This is a genomic window from Candidatus Mycoplasma haematominutum 'Birmingham 1' (assembly GCF_000319365.1).
In the GTDB taxonomy this organism is placed as follows: domain Bacteria; phylum Bacillota_I; class Bacilli_A; order Mycoplasmatales; family Mycoplasmoidaceae; genus Eperythrozoon_A; species Eperythrozoon_A haematominutum.
Genome location: NC_021007.1, coordinates 360,294 through 380,264, shown reverse-complemented (window position 1 = coordinate 380,264; position 19,971 = coordinate 360,294). Strand labels below are relative to the sequence as shown.

The window sequence follows — 19,971 nt, the reverse complement described above, 5'->3', positions numbered from 1 at the left end:
AAAGCAAATGTTCAGGGAAGGATAGTGAGAATCTTGTTTCAACTCCTAGGTAAAAACTAACCCGAACCCTCTAGAATAAGAGGATTTTTTCAATCCCTCGCAAGAGGGATTGAAGTGTTCTAACTAGATAAAGTCTTTGTTAAGTTCTCCTAATGCTTGAAAGTTTCTATATTTATGTTCACTATCAAGCCCATAACCTATTACTCATACATTCTCTTGGATGATTAGTCCATATCAGTTAACTAATTTAGATGCACTCTTATCTTTAAAGTTTTTGAAATTAAACTCAGTTAATTTATATTCCTCCTTACTTCCTAGATAATTAGGAGAGAATAGTGAAGGAGAGTAGTACTCTTCTGTATATAGAGGATCAATCTTTTGATCCACTATTTTTACAAATAAAGCAGCACTCTTTATTTCCTTCACATTTTCGATTTTTGAGAGAATCTTATATATTGTCTTAAGAGTAACCTTACTATCAACAATATCTTCTAGTATTAGTACCCTAGAATATTTAGAAGCTAACTCTAGTATTGTCTTAAATTCAGGAGTTCCAGAAATCTCTCTTTCTACATATTCCTCTATCTCTGCATCTGCAACTTCCTCTTTTGTTCTATTTTTAGTTAACTGCTCATAATATCCTGATACTGAAAAGTGAATAGATCTATATAGAAGGGGAAAATTTAATAGAGGTAAGATAGTTCCTGCAAGTGTAGTTGCGCCCTCTAATAGAGAGATAACTAACACTGCAGAACTATCGTACTTCTCTTCTACTAACTCTCTTCTAGAGTAGTTATCTTTCTCTTTTCAGTATTTAGCTCCTGTATAGTATCAGTTAATACGTTGAGCTAAAAAATATGTAGCATGTTCTATTTCTTCCTTACTAAAGATAATTCCCTTATAATACTTTTCTTCTATTTCTTTTTTAAAAATATGTTGAAAGACCTTAGGGAGATAGCTTAAGTGACGCTCTAGATTAAAGCACTTAGCTATCTCCTCTGGAGGTAATAAATTATTAGATTTAACAGCTTCTTCTAGAGAGACATATTCACCCCTTCTGACTTGTTTTACTAATTCTGACATCTTTTGATGAGCATCACTTCTAGTTAGTGTAGGGGAAGAGTTTAAGAGTGCAAGCATTACACTCTGGGAACATACAGCTCCCCTAGTTAGTGAAATGTTATCTAAAAGCTTTTCCCTATTGATTTCTAAATCTTTTAGATAACTATTTAAGTTGGAGACTACATTAAATAAAAGAGTAGGCGCATCTTCTAAACTCATACGTTCATTAGATGAATGACTAATATCTCGCTCATCTCAAAGTGGAATATTCAGTTGAGAGAGCTCGGCAATTTTAGTTAATCATCGCGAAAGACCTGCAATATTTTCCAATCTTACTGGATTAGACTTGTGTGGCATAGAGGAAGAACCTATTTGCCCATGACTTAATTTCTCAGATATTTCTCCTATTTCTTCCCTCGATAGGGTCCGTAGATTGAATGCTAGTGCATTTAATAATTGACCTATCAGAGAAAGAGAAAATAGGTAGGAGAAATATCTGCCCCTAGGTAAAGCTTGGGTAGAACTGTATACACTAAACAATTTGAGTCTCTGAGCTAGTTTTTCCTGAATTTCAGGAGAGATGTGAGCATAAGTTCCAGTAGATCCTTTAAGAGTAATAACTTCTACCTGTCTTCTTGAGTGATACAGTAGTTCAATCGCCTTCTCTAATTCTTGGTAGGTGATTGCAAACTTTAATCCAAATGAACTAAGTTCTGCATGACGTCCATGCGTTCTCCCTACCTGCAGAGTATCCATATACTTGTAAGCTAACTCATATAAAGTCTTTTTAAGTTCCTCTAACTCTTTAAGTAGGAGTAAATTAGCCTCTCTCAGTGCGAGAGAGGTAGCACTGTCTATTATGTCAGAGCTAGTGAGCCCATAGTGGATTCACCTAGATACTGGAAGGTGTTTAGTTTTATCTTCTAGTACTTGTAGAAAAGCTACAAAATCATGCTTAGTTTTAGACTCACTCACTTCAACTTCCTGAGGAGAAATAGAGGGAAGTTGAAGTTCAAATTCTAGAAGCTCTTCTTCCCTTATGGAGAGACTCTCAGAGAGAGCAAATAATACCTCTTTTTCTAGAAGTAATCATCTCTTGTATTTAGACTCTTCAGAGAAGAGTTTCTCTAGTTGAGGTACTCTGTATCTAGCTATCACTATCTAGCTAGACTAGTTGTAGGTTTTATAAAACCTAAATTTTAGTATGACAAAACATTTTAGCACTTGACAAAAAATATGCTAAAATAACCTTTGTATGTCAGTTAAAAAAGAAGTGATTCTAGGTATTGACCTAGGTACTACTAACTCTTGTGTAGCAGTAATAGAGGGAGGTAAATCTAAGGTGCTAGAAACCCCAGAAGGAAAGAGAACTATTCCTTCTATAGTAGCCTTCAAAGGAGAACAAATAATAGTAGGAGAAAGCGCTAAACGACAGATGGTTACAAATAAAAACACGATCTATTCTATTAAGAGGCTGATAGGTACTGACCAAAAGGTAACTGCTCAGGGGAAAGAATATACACCTGAAGAAATATCTGCATATATTCTTTCCTACATCAAAGAGTATTCTGAAAAGAAATTAGGTCATGATGTTCAGAAAGCAGTTATTACAGTACCAGCCTACTTTAATGATGGACAGAGACAATCTACAAAGAATGCAGGAAAAATAGCAGGACTTGAAGTAGTAAGAATAGTAAATGAACCTACTGCAGCTGCACTAGCTTATGGTCTTGATAAGAAAGATGGAGATCAGAAGATATTAGTTTATGACTTAGGAGGAGGAACATTTGATGTATCTATCTTAGAAATTGCTGAGGGAACATTTAAGGTGCTTTCTACCTCTGGAGATAATAAGCTAGGAGGAGATGATTGAGACCAACGAATTATTAACTGATTACTTGAAACTATTAAAAAAGAACATGGAGCTGATCTCTCAAAGGATAATCTTGTGTTACAAAGATTAAAAGAAGCAGCAGAAAAAGCAAAAATAGAACTTTCTTCAGTGCAACAAACTCAAATTATGTTGCCCTTCCTAACTATGATTGGAGGAGAGCCTCTAAATGTAGACTTAACTCTTTCTAGAGCTCAATTTGAATTACTAACAAAAGATTTACTAGATAGAACAGTAAGACCTGTAGAAGATGCTGTCAAAGAATCTCAACTGAAATTAAGTGATATAGATCAAATACTTCTAGTAGGAGGCTCTACTAGGATGCCAGCAGTGCAAGCACTTGTAGAAAAATTAACTGGAAAGAAACCTAATCTTTCAATAAATCCTGATGAGGTAGTAGCATTGGGAGCAGCTGTTCAAGCAGGAGTACTAGCAGGAGATGTAAAAGATGTACTCTTGCTGGATGTAACTCCCCTAACCTTAAGTATTGAAACACTAGGGGGAGTAGCTACTCCCCTAATACAACGGAATACTACTATACCTACAGAAAAGAAGCAGATTTTCTCTACAGCAATAGATAATCAACCAAGTGTAGATATTCATGTAGTACAGGGAGAGCGACCTATGGCTGCAGATAACACTACTTTAGGTACTTTTGCACTGACTGGTATTAAGATGGCACCTAAAGGCGTACCGAAAATAGAAGTTTCCTTCTCTATAGACGCTAATGGTATCTTAACTGTAAGGGCAGAAGATAAAGATACAGGTAAGAGTAACAATATAGTAATTAAAAATGCATCAGGACTCTCAGAAGAAGAGATAAATAGAAAGATTAAGGAAGCTGAAGAAAATCTAGAAAAAGATAAAAAGGTAAGGGAAGAAGTTGAAACAGTAAATCAGGCTGAATCTTGAATTTCTATGCTGGAAAAACAAATGGAAGACAAAAAAGAAGATGTTCCAGCTTCTCTAAAAGATGAGGCTAAAAAACTAATAGATGAAATGAGAGGATATATTAGAGATAAAAAAATAGAAGAGTTGAAGTCTAAGATGAATGAGATGCAGTCAATTAGTTCTAAGATGATGCAGGAAATTTATAAGAGAGAAGAAGAGAAGAAAAAGGGAGCTGCAGGAGGAGATACTAAGACTGAGAGTGCTGAAACTTCAGAAGTACAGGAAGTAGAGGTAGAACCAGTACAGGAAGCAGAAGGTTCTAAGTAAATTCTTGAATTTAATAGTTTTTTACTAGGGAGGCTTTAATTAGGGGCACTAGCCCCTAATTCTCCTTTTTAATTACATAGATAGTTTGATCCTTTTAGAACTTATTTCTAGAGATTATGAATTAGTTTTAGGCCTTTCCGGCACCCCCCCCCAGGGAACAAAATCTACACTTTAAGCGCTTAAAATTCAGTTTGTATCCCTAAAATAAAGCGTTTTCCAGCTTTTTCTCCGGAGGAACAGGCAAAATTAGAAGAGAAAAAAGACTGTAGAGAGAGAAGTAAAACTCCGCTAGAGGGAAAAAAGATAGAAGAGATGATTCTAAAGATCATCTCTCTAGATCCTAGACCTATTCCGTACAATGTTTTAAAATCCAAATTTTTTAGACAACTTAGACTTCACTATCCTGATAAGGGAGTACCGGATGAGCTCTTTTACGGAACTTTAACAGAATTGAAGGAAAAATATCTAGTAGGTTCTAATGCGTACGATAAATGGTTTATAGACTATCCAGACTTTAAACCTAATGGGATTACCGGCGCTGGATTTCTAGATATAGATAAAACCACCGGAAATGGTTTTATCACTGTTAAAGAAAAGAGAACAGATTTTAAGAAGTCTTCCCATTTTGTACATAAAAAAAACTTAAATGGTGCTAAAAAGGGAAATTATGTTAAATTCGTTGAATTAGAGACTTCATTCAAGAAGAAAAGAGCTAATGATTATGCACTTATAGATGCATCTATCCTAGAGATACTGGAAGAGCCTAAAGGGTAAGTTTATGGAAAAAGAAAAAATGGCAATAGAAAATAGACCTCCTCTGTTGTTTAAAACACCTAATGAAAAACCTACACTAGAAGAGCTATCTAAGTCTAAGATAGCTCATGATCTAGGAATAGCTGCAGAACTACCTAAGCAAACTAAGAGAATCTTTGCGCTTTATCAGCTATTCTCCTATTATTTCTTTAGATCTGAGACAAAAGCTTATATATCTTTAAAAATTATTGAGATAGCAGACAGACTTAAGGAGAGATATAGAGAGAATATGAAACTAATCAATGAATATGTATCCTCTTCTAGACTGGAAAATTCAGATAGTTTCAGAAAGTATGTAGGTTTTGTAAATCACAAGGATCTCAAAGAGTTTAGGGAGGGAGAAGAGCAGATTAACTTTTTTAAACAACTGCTTTACTATTATGACCAGAGAAAAGCTGGAAAAATACAGTTATCTGCAGCTGTAATCAAACTGAATATAGCTGCATTAAAAAAGATTGAAGAAGAAGCATTTGAATGTTGGTTAAGACTATTAGATGTAAACTATGAACTTCGAAATACAATGATTGGAAATGAAAATAAAAGGGCTATATATCAGTTAAGTCAAAAGTATGTAGACTTACATACTATTATTGAACAGGCAAGAGAAGCCTCCCTAGATGATTTAGAGGTAATTAGGGAAGAAGCTGTAAAAGAATACTACGATATTATGAGATACTTTCAATTACCTTCTAATAAACTCCTGAACTTTAGACTATTTCTGCAGAAGAAACTTGAATCTAGAATGTATGAAGCTCAGTTTTTGAAGCTTCAGTCAGGGAATGCACTCAACTATGAAATGCTTTCATTAGATAATAACTGCAAAGAGTTTAAGAGACAATATCTCTTAAGCTTAAGGGAGATAACAGCAGTAGTTAATCACTACAAGGAGGTAATTATTAGATATCAAACCTTCTTTAGTAGTGAACTAGATAAGTTAGTAGCATTTCTACAGGAAAGCTACCTAAATTTAATTAACTCTATATTTAAGCAACTGAATGAATGTAAAAGTTTTCTGGATGGAAAGTCTAATAAACTTTCCCCAGAAGAGATAGAGGTAGTAATTGCATTTGAAAAAGAGAAACTTTCTAGGGAGATAAAAGCCCTACAAGCTAAATACTCTTCTCTACTAGTACCTTTAGTAGACTCTTTTGATAATGAGCTAGAAAGTATAGAAAGTACTCACTGTTTCAATGTAGAGTATGCAGCAAAAAAATACTCTACATTGCAGAAACTAAAGAATAGTACTGTAGAAGCTTTTGTAGATAGATTTAAAGCTGAAAAGGAGAGAATAGAAAAATTAGCACTGGAAAAGCGGAGAATCTTGGAGAATATGGATGAAAAAATCTCAGAAGATGTAAGGTTAACAGTAGATCAGCTTCGAGAGGAATGTGGAGTACTCTGCGCTGATCTACTGAGGGAAAATCAATATTTCTGGGCTAGATTTAATGCTGAATTTAACTCAGTGTCTAGAAAGTATTTTGTAAGACTGTATTATGAGTATTCACCTTATATCTGCAGTTGAAAAGATGGAGAAGAAGGGTGAATGCATGAATACCTTAAACTTAAAATTAATTCAGAATATTTAAAGAAGATAGGTTCTACTGTTAGTGAGTTTTCTCCTGAAGGTAAATTTCATGAGAAGTGTTCTAGGTGAATAGCTAGTTATGCTAATTTCTTTAGAAATGTATGTATTAAGAGAGATAGAGTAGAGTTAGATTCTCTCCTAAAGTTAAATACTGTTCCTAGGGTAGATTACTCTAAGGTACAGGAAAAACTGAATAAGAGTTTAGCAGGGCTAGAAGAATATCATACTAAATGTTTAAATCTAGTGAATTCTTATTTGAATAGACAGTAGTGAAGTCAGTTATCATAAGTAGAGCACCTATTAATTGGGACTGCACTCTTTTGATTAATGCATTAGCTTTTGACTTTAATGAAAAAAGTAAGAGGGAGTATAAAGCACTATTAAGAGAAGTAGAACCGTGAATTCCTGAAGATAATAATCTGGAACGAGAATGTGCTGTTGAGGTAATAGGGAGAAATTTACATATCATTGCGATGGAAACTATAGTAAGCCACTATACTGCTAGCTATCATGAAAGTGATATTCAGGAAAGTATGGAAGCTTTAAGAGAAACTGTAAAGGAGTTAAATAAAGAGGGAGAAAATGCTCAATATGATGAGGAATTGTTGCGGGAAAAGGCTAAGGGAGTGATTTTGCACAATCTAGTTTATGATGATTTGGCGAAGATGTGAAATATAGTGGTAACTGAATCTCACCTAGTATTTTTTCTAAAGGTAGTGTGTGCAGGAAAATTTGGAAAAGATGCAAGCAAGTACCTAAATGATCCTAAGGAATTTGAAAAAATAAGACGGAAGATAATAGCTTCTGAGGTAGGTAAGAGACTGAGAAAGACTTTTAAATTTAAGATAACAGTGCCTAAGTATAGAAAATATGAAAAGTATATAATGCAGACTTTTGCTCAGCAGGATCCCTTCCCAAAACCGAGAGTACCTAAGATTCCACATAAGGGGAAGGTATATAATTAATTAGCACCTAAAAGGGTTTAATAGCTTTTTAGACTAGAAGATTAGTACTTTTAGTCCTTTAACTCGAGAAGTTTCTCGGGGGGGGGCTCTGTCAACTTGTGTTTTTAGATTTAGTCTAAAGTTTTCAGCTAAAAGGGGAGTCATCCGGTTAGAGAAGTAGGTTAAGATGGGTTTTCGAATAGAAAACCTATTTGCCTATGAATTAATTGACTCTAGAGGTAATCCTACTGTTGCCTGCATTGCTAAGGTATCTAAGGGAGGTGTGGTCGGCAAGAAGACTGCAACTGCTAAGGTTATGGTGCCTTCAGGAGCCTCCACAGGGTCCAAGGAAGCACTTGAATTGAGAGATGAAGACCCTGCTAGATTTATGGGAAAGGGAGTGAAAAAGTCAGTGCACTATATCAACTATGTTTTAGGTCCTTCGTTGATAGAAAATAATGTAAATCCTTCAAATCAAGCTGAGTTAGACCAATTCTTAATTGACCTTGATGGAACTGACAATAAATCCAGATATGGCGCTAATACAATATTGGCTGTTTCACTAGCTGTTGCTAAAGCTGTTTCAAAACTTAAAAATATTCCTTTTTATCAGTATATTGCAGAGCTGGCCGGCTCACCTAAGGTAAGTAGATTTGTACTTCCTCTACCTATGGTGAATGTAATTAATGGAGGTGCGCATGCGGATAATACACTAGACTTTCAGGAGTTTATGTTTGTGCCGGTAGGCGCTTCATCTATGCATGAAGCTATAAGAATCTCTGCCGAATGTTTTCACTCTCTAGCTAAGTATCTAAAGAAGAAGGGAATGAGTACTGCTAAGGGAGATGAGGGGGGATTTGCACCTAATGTTAGTTCTACTGAGGAGGCATTAAATGCTATGATGCTCGCTATAGAAAAAGCTGGTTATGTTCCTGGGGTGATGCATGGACATGTGGCTATAGCATTGGACTGCGCAGCTAGTGAGTTGTATGACAAAAATGCTGAGGCTTATAGATTTAAGAAGGCAATAAAAGCTGGGTTACTCTCAGATGTAGCAGGTACTAAAAGTAGTGCTGAAATGATAGATTACTATGTGGAATTAGTTAATAAATACCCTATTATCTCTATAGAAGATCCTCTAGATGAAAATGACTTTGAAGGGTTTACACTACTTCAGAAGAGACTAGGGGATAAAGTTCAGATAGTTGGGGATGATCTTTACTGCACTAATCCGCAGTTGACCCAAATGGGTATAGATAAGGGTTTGAGTAATGCAATACTCATTAAGGTAAACCAGATAGGTACTCTTTCAGAAACATTGAAGACAATGCAATTAGCTAAAGGTGCTGGTTGGTCCTGTATAGTTTCCCATAGATCAGGAGAAACGGAAGATACTACTATAGCTGATATTGCAGTAGGGACTATGGCAGGTCAGATTAAAACAGGGTCATTTTCAAGATCAGAGAGAGTCGCAAAGTACAACAGATTAGCTGAAATTGAAATTGAATTAACTTCAGCTAATTCAACCTTTTATGGACTTTACAGCATGTTTAGCTTAGACTTCAATAATACAGAGTTATTTAAGGTTAAGAGATATCTAGTTAATGAAGCTACAGGAGAGGTTAAATCTGAGATAGTGAAAGATGCTGTGGTAAAAAATGTAACAGAGAGAAGGGTAACGGAATCTAGGGAAGAGGAAAAGAAGAAGAGACTGGGATTTGGTAGAAAAGATAGAAAGGAAAGCGAGGCAAAGGTTGAGTCTAAAAAGCCTGAGGCGACTCCAACTCCTACTGCAGAGAAGACAGAAGCTGAAGCAAGTGTTTCATAGTTTTTACTCCAAGATAGAGGGATAACTATCTTTATTTAGGTAGAGATAACTTTCTGAGCAATTTATTTGCTCAGTTAGTATGAGAAAAGTGGCAATACTTACTTCCGGGGGAGATGCTCCTGGAATGACTAGCGCAATATACAGCTTTAGTATATTAGCTAATAAATCTAAAGTAGAGGTAGTGTATATAGAAGATGGTTATCAGGGATTGATAGAGGGTAGAACGATTGAGTTAGAGCTCAGTGACTTAAGACGGAGAGTGTATGATGCTGGAACAATTATAGGTTCTAGCAGGTCTAGAGAGTTTAAGGAGTCTGAAGCTGCTAGAAAGAAGTGTGTTTCCTTTTTAAAAAAAAGGGGAGTTGAAGCACTAGTAGTGTTGGGCGGTAACGGTTCCTATGAAGGGGCGCTTTTTATCTCTAAATTAGGAATTCCCGTGATATTGTTGCCGGCAACGATTGATAATGATGTGTCATCCACTGAATATACTATTGGATTTCACTCCGCACTTGAAGAAATAGGGTTAGCAATTAAAAAAGTGTGAGATTCTGCACAATCTCATTCTCAATTAACCTTTATCGAGGTCATGGGTAGAGATTGTTCTGATTTAGCTGTATTATCTGCTTATGCTTCTCCACTAGTAGAGTTAGTAATTACTCAGGAGAAAATTCCTACAGTGAGTGAGCTAAAAAAGAGATTTCAGACTCTTAGGAAAGAAGGTAGAAAGGGGATGGTTGTAGTGATTGCTGAAAAGATATTAGGTCAGAAGAAGTTACCTGAAATGAGTCAATTGACTGTTGAACTGGAAAAACACCTAGGTTGTGCTGTTAGAGGATGTGTATTAGGTCATACTCAGAGGGGTGCTACTCCTACCTCTTGAGAACTATATATATCAGCCAGATTCGGCTCTGAAGCCTTTAAGTGTTTTGAAGAAAAAGAATATGATCTCGCACTAGGTTTTAACGGTGTTGATTTTTATAAAACTCCTATTTCCAAACTTAAGAAGAGAGCTAAAGGAGCTAGACTAGAGTTAATAGAACATAAGAACTCTCTAAGTTAGGATATGCCTAAATTAGCTCTGAAATGTACCAAAATAGTCTCTACTATAGGTCCTGCTATTACATTGAAATTGAAAACGGACTCTCCTAGGGTTAAGTCCAATCCTGACTACCTGGAGGTATTAAATCTATTTGACAACCTTTTCTGTAAGGGTTTAAACTGCGTTAGATTTAATTTTTCTCACTCTAATAATGAGGAGAGAGCATTTAGACTCTCCCTGCTAAGGGAAACTATAGTTGAATTTCACTCTAGATTCAATAGGATAAATGAGAGAGGAGAATCTCCTCAAAAGCTACATTTTGTATTTCCATTTGCAGAAATGTGCGATACTAAGGGACCTGAGATTAGAGTCTGGAATTTTGCTAATACTGAACAGGCTCAATTGTATAAGAGAGGTCAGGTAGTAAAAGTCTACTGTAGGGAAAAGAAACTGGGAGATTCTAGTGGTTTTTCAGTTACAGATGTTACAGGTACGTACAATATGGCTCTAGATTGCACTCCTGGAGAAAAAATACTAGTAGATGATGGGAAGCTATCTCTCTTAATACAGAATGTTCAGGTTGAGGAAGGTATAGTGGAAGCAATGATAGAAAATGATCATATACTGAAGTCTAATAAGAGGGTAAATTTACCTAATGCTGACTATTCCCTACCTTTTTTAAGTGAAAAAGATAAAAATGATATTCTCTTTTCAGTCAGGGAAGGTTTTGACTGTATAGCTCTTTCATTTGTAAATAGGGTAGAAGATATAAGAGAGGTAAAGCAGTTAATAGAAGCTGAAGTAGGGAAGGGCAGAAAGCCCCTAATACTCTCTAAGGTTGAAACTTCCCTCTGCCTGAAGAATATAGATTCAATTATTGCAGAGTCTGATGGAATTATGATAGCTAGGGGAGACTTAGCCCTGGAGAGTCCATACTATGATGTGCCCTACTGAACTAGGGAGATACTTAGAAAATCAGCTAAGGTAGGTAAACCTGTAATTGTAGCTACCCAAATGCTTGACTCTCTAGAACGTTCTGTAGTACCTACTAGAGCTGAAGTGTCTGATGTATATAGAGCTGCTGAATTAGCTACTGACTGTACAATGCTTTCAGGAGAGACTGCTCAAGGCGCTTTTCCATTAATTGCAGTCTCTACAATGGGTGAAATACTTAGAGCTAGTGAGGGAAGATCTAACTATGATAAGTTTTACTCTCTCTTCTTGAGGGAATGTAGAAGTCAGAGAGTACTTGAAATAGCTAGTAGATTACATCAACGTAAGGAAAATTTTGGAGATATTCTAGCTTGCTTCCTCTGAGAAACTGAACTATCTCCTGAAGAAGTAGATGCTCTTCCTAGAATGAGATTTCCCTTCCCACTTATAGTATTTTCTAAAAAGGGTAGCTATAGGGAGGCAATTGCTAGCTATGAAAGTAGGAGAAGTGCACTCTCCAGGGGACTATATAGAATCTCTGTACTTAATATGTCTGGAGAGAGTCTTGAAGAATGTGCTAGAACTTTCCTAGAACTATGTGGTTATACCTCTGGAGAGAAAGAGATGAAGTTGATTGCACTTTTTCAGTCTATGACAATGAAGGTAGTGCCTTTCTAGTTGGATTACTCCTTTAAAGATGTAAACTCACTAGTACGTAGGATAGATTTTTCTAAGTTCTCCTCGGGAGAACTTAGTCCTCCTAACCTAAGGGGGATTCAGATAGAATCATACAATCAATTCTTAAAGCAGGGAATAAAAGATTTAATATTTAGATATTTTCCACTCTCTTCAGCTTCGGGGAATACCCAACTATTCCTAGAAGAGGTATTAGTTAAATCACCGGAAGAGACTGAAGAAGACGCAATTGATAAATCTAAGAGCTATCAGTGCTCTCTATATTTGAAACTCAAGTTAGTTACAAGACATGATGGTAAAGCTGCTAAAACTACTCATTCCAAGATATTCTTTGGAAATCTCCCAGTATTCTCCTCTTCTGATAATTTCATCATTAACGGTACTGAAAAATTTGTAATTAGTCAGATAGTTAGATCTCCAGGATTATATGCTCTCTTTAAGTCTCACATTAGATTGTCTAATTCTAGAAAGCGTAGTCTAGAGGGAATAGTATGTGAGCTTTTACCTGTTAAGGGAGTATTAGTATTATTTCATCTATCTAATGAGAAAAACTCTGACGGTGCTATTAAGTTAGTTGCTAGAACTACCTCCGGAATGAATGCATTTACCTGTCCAGTTTCTATTTTCCTGAAAGCTTTTGGAGTACCTCATAGGGCTCTAGAAAATATCTTTTCTGAGCATACTGAACTAACTAGATCACTGAAACAAGAGATGTATAACCCTGAAGCTATAAAGGGAGATCAGTCATTCTTAGCAATCATGCAGGAGATTAGTCATACTAAGAATCTCCAAAAGCTAAGAGACTTCTCCAGAAGTTGGGTAAAACAGACAATTTATAGTCTTTGCATTGAATACTCAGAATTAGAAAAGAATGCTAATACCTCTAAGAAGAGGGAATTACTGGACAAAATCTACATAGAGTTAGCTGCAAAACATATAGTTTCAGAGTTAGCAATTAATCCTGAAGTAGCTAGAAGAGAGGTTTACTCTTATCAAGAATTACTCTTCTCCTACTTTTTAGATAAGTATTACTATTTACTTCATCCTGCAGGAAGATATAAATTGAATCACAAACTCTCTGTGTGGGAGCGAATGAAAAATAAGTATTTAGCCCAAGATGTGTTAGATAAGTCAGGAAAGCTAGCCTTTCCTGCTAAGACTTTCTTTGACTTTGATACATACTCTAAATTTAGGGAATTAGCAATGGAAGGGAAACTCCAAATTCAACATCAGTTTAAACCTATACTCACATTCGATGATGCAGGAAATAGATATCCTGAACATAGGAAAGAAATTATATATGAAAAGGTAGATATATATTCTGCAGGACTAGACTCTGAGATTATTACACTTGTGGGAACTCCCTATCTTCCTGACCAGACACCACTGTATCCTGCAGACTTCCTAGCTATTATCTCCTACATTATTCAGTTGAAGCATAAGATCGGAGAATATGATGATATAGACAACCTAGGTAATAAGAGACTGAAGTTAGTAGATGAGTTACTGGAAAACAAGATAATTCTTGCAATGGCTAGAATGCAGAAATTCTCTATAGATAAGATGAATAGCTTAGAGGCTAAACTGAATTACTATTCACTCCAAGATGGAGAGCTAGAAAACTACTTTTCTATTAGCTCTATACTGAATACAAAGCCTTTCCAGATTGTAATTAAGGAATTCTTTAATTCTCACCAGTTAGTGCAGTTTTTGGATCAACAGAATGTACTCTCTGAACTAACAAATAAGAGAAAAATTTCTGCAATGGGACCTGGAGGAATAAAGAGGGAGGATCCAAACCTTCATATTAGGGATGTACACTACTCATATTATGGTCGTATCTGTCCTATAGAAACTCCAGAGGGGATGAATATTGGACTAATTATGGCTTTAGCTGCACTCTCCAAGGTAGATAAGTATGGATTTATAAATACTCCCTACTTTAAAGTGAAAGGAGGTGTAATTACTAAGGAGATAGTCTGACTAAGTTCTATACAGGAGCGAGGGTTCTATATAGCTGCAGCTACTACAGAGAGAGATGAGAAGGGAAGGTTAAAGGGTCCTGTCACAGTGAGACGAGACTCTGATGTAGAGACAGTAGAACCAGAAGAGGTTCACTTTATAGATGTAGATTGTTCTCAAATGACCTCAATTTCTACCTGCTTAATTCCGTTTATGGAACACGATGATGCTAACAGAGTGTTAATGGGAGCTAATATGCAGCGTCAAGCAGTCCCATTAGTTTCTCCTAAGTCCCCTATAGTGGCTACAGGTGCGGAAAACAGAATAGCGAGAGACTCAGGAGTAGTAGTATTTGCGGAAGGAGATGGAGAGATCACCTACCGTGACAGTAGTATTTTAGAGGTAAAGTATAATTCTGCAAAGTTGGGAACTAAACAGTATAGACTGCAGAAATTCCACAAGTCTAATCAGAATACATGCAAGAATCAGACTCTAATCTTGAAAGACTCTAAGACAGTTAAGAAGGGAGAGATTCTAATAGATGGTCATGCAATGCAAAATGGAGAACTTTCACTGGGTCAAAATATTTTAGTGGCATTTACTACCTGATATGGTTACAACTATGAGGATGCAATAATTCTCTCCTCTAAACTTGTACAGGATAATGTATACACATCTTTTCATATTCAGGAATATACAGTAGAGTGTATGAGAACCAAGATAGGAGATGAGGAGATAACAAGATTCATTCCAGGCTGTCTACCTGAACAGAAAAAATACCTAGATGAAGACGGAATTATACTAGTAGGAGCTTATGTTAAGGAGGGAGATATTCTAGTAGGAAAAACATCTCCTAAAGCCCTGGGAGATATTACACCTGAGGAGAGATTGCTGCAGGCTATTTTTGCTGAAAAAGCTAGAAGTGTTAAAGACTCTTCACTGAGATTACCTTCAGGTACAGAGGGAACTGTAACTAGAGTACTCAGATACTCTAGACATAAAGGGGATAGACTCTCTGATGATGTACTAGAAACAGTAAAGATTTATGTAACTTCTAAGCGAAATATACAGGTAGGAGATAAGATGGTAGGACGACATGGAAATAAGGGAATTGTCTCTAAAATCGTACCGGTAGAAGATATGCCTTACCTGGAAGACGGTACTCCTATAGATATTCTTTTGAATCCCCTAGGAGTACCTTCTCGGATGAATATAGGTCAAATACTGGAGAGTTATCTAGCATTCTCAGCTAGAAGATTGGTATTCAAGAAGGTAATAGATGCTTATTTCTCTAGTGAATTAACAGAGTTAAGCTCTCTTTTCTCTAGACCTAAAGCTGAGTTAGCTGTACTTAATAAAGTGATGAAAGCTTACCTAACTAAGAAAAAGATAAAGACTGCTGAAGAGGCTCATAGGAAGTTAACCCAGTTAGATTTTTCTGTAATACTTTCACAGTCTGGATTAAAGTATGACGAGTTAGAAATTAAGGTATTAACTCCGATATTTGCAGGATGTAAGCACCTAGATTTGATAAAGATTATGTCTGATGCTGGAATAGATCATGAAGCTCATAATGGAAGATTTACACTATACGATGGTAAAACAGGAGAAAAGTTTAAAGATCCTATTTCAGTAGGAATTATCTATATGTTGAAGTTAGACCATATGGTTGATGACAAGATATATGCTAGATCTGTAGGACCTTATTCTAAGATAACCCAACAACCGTTGGGAGGTAAGTGTCAAAATGGAGGGCAACGTTTTGGAGAAATGGAGGTCTGAGCTATGGAAGCATACGGAGCTGCCTACAATTTGCGAGAACTCCTAACACTGAAGTCTGATGATATTCAGGCTAGAAATATGATCTACTACTCTGTAATTAAAGGTCAAGCTTTGCCCACTCCGGGAATCTCTGAGTCATTTAAGCTCTTGGTGAAGAAACTTCAGGCACTAGGACTTAAGGTAAATATCAGATATGGTGCGAAAAAAGAGTTAATAGGGTTTGATGAATATCTAACTAAGAGAGTGCAAAATAGTGAGTATCTACAGTCTCTCACCTGGAGCAACCAGGCAGTAAAAGATGAGAAGGACTTTCTGAAGGGGTATGATATGTTCTTTGAGGAAGAGGGAGAACCGGAAGACTTAAGCATTAACGGTGTGCAGATAAGTATTACCTCTCCAGAGTATCTACTCTCTCTGTCCAGGGGAGAGGTTAAATCTTCTGAAACAATAAACTATAAGACCTTTAAGCCTGAGAAGGGAGGACTCTTCTGTGAAGCCATCTTCGGCCCTGTGAAAGACTATGAGTGTTCATGTGGTAAGTATAAGAGAGTGAGATTTAGAGGCAAATATTGTGAGAAATGCGGCGTTTGCATTACTGAGTCGATAGTTAGACGAGAGTGAATGGGTCACATTTCACTTGCATGCCCTATAGCCCACATCTGAATGATTAAGGAGTTGCCGCTGCCTTCTAAAATCTCCCTAATGTTAGGAATTAAGTATAAGAGTATAGAAGAAATAGTTTACTTTGTTAGCTATGTAGTTATTGAAGTGTCAGATATAGGATTTAACCACCAGAATTTATTCCAAAAGTCTGAGATAGTTAATGTTTCGGATCAAGATAGTCCACTTCGATCACTTTACAAACTTAGAAGACTACTGAGACTTATATGTGAGGATATAGAGCGTAAAGAACCGGAAGGTAAGGAAGCTATGACCTATCAACAGGGAAGGGCTTACTATAAAGCACTAGCCTATTCAAATCTTCCATTTTCACTAGCTGATGTGTTTGAGTATATATACAAGTTCAGTGGAATAAAAATAAGTACTGGAGCAGAGGCTATATATGAATTACTGAAAAAAGTAGACCTAGATTCCCTGGAATATGCACTTCAAAAACAACTGAAGAAGGATAGTGCAGGAGATGAATTAAACTATGGGGATTCTAGGATTAAACGCACTCTCGCGAGATTAGAGGTAGTTAGGTGATTTAAGCAGTCAGGAAATAAACCTGAGTGAATGATACTTAGAAATCTACTAGTGTTGCCTCCTAATTTGAGGCCGATAGTGCAGTTAGATGCAGGAAGATTTACAACTAGTGACTTGAACTTGTTTTATAGACGAATAATTATTAGAAATGAGCGTTTAAAGAGAATACTTAGTCTAAATGTGACCTCAATAATTGCTAATAATGAGAAGAGAATGTTGCAGGAAGCTGTAGACTCTCTAATTGATAATGCAAGTAGAAAGAAACCGCTAGTAGCTAAGGATAAACACTTACTTAAATCTCTAACCGATCACTTAAAGGGTAAACAGGGATTATTTAGACAAAATCTGCTAGGTAAGAGAGTAGATTATTCTGGAAGATCTGTAGTAGTAGTAGGACCTGAATTAAAACTTCACCAGACAGGATTACCCATACTCATCGTCTTGAAGTTATTTAAGCCTTTCATTATTAGAGAGTTGATTAGAACTGTTACAGATGAGATAACAGGGGAGAGAACTCAATTAGCACCTAATATACGTATAGCTGAAGAAATGATAGAGAATCAATCAGATGTAATTTGACCTATAGTGCATAGGGTGATGAGGGAAAGACCTGTATTGCTTAATAGAGCTCCTACACTACACAGTCTTGGAATTCAAGCGTTTGAACCTGTGCTAGTAGATGGTAAGGCTATTTGTCTGCATCCTTTAGTAACTACTGCATTTAATGCTGACTTTGATGGTGACCAGATGGCGGTTCACCTTCCACTCTCAGATGAAGCAGTAAAAGAGGCTAGGGCAATGTTGTTAGCTCCCTGACATGTGTTAGCTCCAAAGAATGGTCAACCTATACTTATGCCTTCCCAAGATATGGTGCTAGGACTATACTATCTAACCAATACTAGAAAGGGAGTAAAGGGAGAGGGTAAACTATGTTCTAGTCAGGAAGAGGTAATTTACCTATATAGAACGGGAGGCTTAGACTTGAATGCCCATATTGCTATTCCTACAACAGCATATGCTAAGAAAAAGTGAATTAAGGAGGGAATGATTATCACTACTCCTGGAAAGGTAATATTTAACTCTATACTTCCTCCTGACTATAGATTCGTAAATGAGTCAGGAGGAAGTTTCTTAAGTGAGGAAGATATAGTTCCCTTTGGAGAGAAGGTAGATAGTAAGATTTCAGCAATAGAGGAGAAGTTGCCATTCAATAAGGGAGTGATTCAAACTATTATTGAAGAGGTGTTTGGAGCTTATCCTATAGAGGTTACTGCAACAATGTTAGACAATATTAAATCACTAGGATTTGAATACTCTACTAAATCTTGTGTAACTATTTCTCCATTTGATATTCCTAGATTTAAAGATTCATTTAAGTCTGATTTAATTGAAGCTGCAGAAGCTAAGGTTAGGGAACAACGAGAATTTTTTGAATTAGGAATGATTAATGATGATGAGAGATATCAGAATGTTATCTCTCTCTGAAATGAGGTAAAAGATAAGGTATCTGATAAGGTAAGAGACTGGTTTAGAAGTAAAGAGTTTAGGGATAATCCTATGGCTATTATGGAGCGATCAGGAGCTAGGGGAAGCTTATCTAATTTTGTACAACTTTCAGGAATGAGAGGATTAATGAATAGGTCTTACAATTATGGTCAAAATGTAGACTCTGAGATAGTTAGGGATACTATAGAAGTACCTATTAAACATTCATTTATAGAGGGATTAAATATGATTGAATACTTTAATTCTTCCTATGGTTCTAGAAAGAGTATGGCTGACACTGCTGTGAAGACTGCTAAATCAGGATATATGACTAGAAAATTAGTAGATGCTTCTCAAGAGGTAATAGTTAAGGAGCTAGACTGTGACACTAATAGATCATTAAGGGTAAGTGCTATTAAGCTTGAAGGTTCTGAGAAGGAAATTAAGACACTGGAGGAACGTATTAGAAATAGATGTGTCTATAGTGAGGTAGTTCATCCAGAAAGCGGTGCTGTATTATGCGCTAAGGGAGAATATATTACTAAGGAAAAGGCTAAAGCTATAGTTGAATCAGGAATAACTTCAGTTGAGGTGAGAAGCCCTTTTACCTGTTTTACTGAACAGGGAATTTGTCAGAAATGTTTTGGAATTAACTTGACTACAGGCGCACCGGTGGAGGTCGGTACTGCTATAGGAGTTATTGCTGCTCAGTCAGTAGGAGAACCTGCGACCCAGCTAACTATGAGAACTTTTCACTCAGGAGGAGTTGCGGGAGAACATAATATTACACAGGGGTTTGAACGAATTAAGCAGATATTTGATATAGTCTCTCCCCAGAAATTTCAGGAGGCAATTATTACTGAGATAAGCGGTACTGTTAAATCTGTAGATAAAAAAGGAGAACTTAATGTAGTAATAGTGAAAAATGAGAAGTGTACTCGAAAATATGAGATAGACTTTAGAAAACCACTATTGGTTTCAGAGGGAGATAATGTTAAATATGGAGATAGACTTTCAGAGGGAATAATAGATTTGAGAAAATATCTCTCTATTGCGGGATTAGATCAAGTTAGACAGTATATGGTGGAGGAAATATTGAAAGTTTACTGATTGCAGGGAATTGACTTGTCTGACAGATACATTGAGTTAATAGTGCGTCAGTTAACCTCTAAGTGGAAGATTATCGATGCCGGTGCCTCAGGATGAAGTGTAGGAGATATAGTAGATGATGAAAAATATAGGTGAAATGTGAAAAAGTTAATGTTAACTAAGAAGGCCCCTCCTGTTGCAGTGCCGGTACTCTTCGGACTTGAAGATGTACCTTCGAGGTCCGGTTCTTATTTGGCTGCAGCATCATTCCAGGATACTCGAAAGAACTTGATTGATGCTGCAGTGCAGTCTAGAACAGATGAGTTAAAGCACTTGAAGGAAAATATCATTGTAGGTAATTTGATTCCCTCTGGAACAGGCCATCTACTTGATTGAGTAGTGAGAGAGAGATTGATTGAAGGAGCATTTGTTTAGTCT

Annotated in this window: 9 protein-coding genes; 8 read left to right on the top strand and 1 reads right to left on the bottom strand. The window is 36.5% G+C overall.

Features of this window, described 5'->3' with window-relative positions; all coding sequences use genetic code 4:
• Positions 1–123 precede the first annotated feature (123 nt).
• Positions 124–2,220, bottom strand: coding sequence for a lyase family protein (locus MHM_RS02035; RefSeq protein ID WP_015511781.1), 2,097 nt, complete (start codon positions 2,218–2,220; stop codon positions 124–126).
• Positions 2,221–2,317: 97 nt separating this feature from the next.
• Between MHM_RS02035 and dnaK the strand changes: the two genes are divergently transcribed.
• The 8 genes from dnaK to rpoC all read left to right on the top strand — a co-directional run bounded on the left by dnaK (position 2,318) and on the right by rpoC (position 19,968).
• Positions 2,318–4,171 (top strand): molecular chaperone DnaK, encoded by a 1,854-nt coding sequence (gene dnaK / locus MHM_RS02030; RefSeq protein WP_015511780.1) that lies wholly within the window; start codon positions 2,318–2,320, stop codon positions 4,169–4,171.
• Between the two features lie 312 nt (positions 4,172–4,483).
• Positions 4,484–4,945: a hypothetical protein gene (locus tag MHM_RS02025; RefSeq protein WP_015511779.1), complete on the top strand. Its 462-nt coding sequence runs from the start codon at positions 4,484–4,486 to the stop codon at positions 4,943–4,945.
• A gap of 4 nt (positions 4,946–4,949) precedes the next feature.
• On the top strand, positions 4,950–6,839 hold the full coding sequence (locus tag MHM_RS02020; protein WP_015511778.1) for a hypothetical protein: 1,890 nt from the start codon (positions 4,950–4,952) through the stop codon (positions 6,837–6,839).
• The gene (locus MHM_RS02015) at positions 6,839–7,534 is read left to right on the top strand and encodes a hypothetical protein (protein ID WP_015511777.1); all 696 of its coding nucleotides are present in this window, start codon (positions 6,839–6,841) and stop codon (positions 7,532–7,534) included. Before MHM_RS02020 ends, MHM_RS02015 begins: the two co-directional genes overlap by 1 nt.
• A gap of 166 nt (positions 7,535–7,700) precedes the next feature.
• A complete protein-coding gene (gene eno / locus MHM_RS02010) occupies positions 7,701–9,341 on the top strand; it encodes a phosphopyruvate hydratase (protein WP_015511776.1) in 1,641 nt (546 codons plus the stop codon).
• Between the two features lie 79 nt (positions 9,342–9,420).
• Entirely contained in the window at positions 9,421–10,401 is a 981-nt protein-coding gene (locus tag MHM_RS02005; RefSeq protein WP_015511775.1) for an ATP-dependent 6-phosphofructokinase, read from the top strand.
• A 3-nt stretch (positions 10,402–10,404) separates the two neighbouring features.
• Complete coding sequence (pyk, locus tag MHM_RS02000; protein ID WP_015511774.1) at positions 10,405–11,991, top strand: pyruvate kinase; 1,587 nt, start codon at positions 10,405–10,407, stop codon at positions 11,989–11,991.
• A complete protein-coding gene (rpoC, locus tag MHM_RS02895) occupies positions 11,992–19,968 on the top strand; it encodes a DNA-directed RNA polymerase subunit beta' (RefSeq protein ID WP_015511773.1) in 7,977 nt (2,658 codons plus the stop codon). It abuts the gene before it with no gap.
• Positions 19,969–19,971 lie beyond the last annotated feature (3 nt).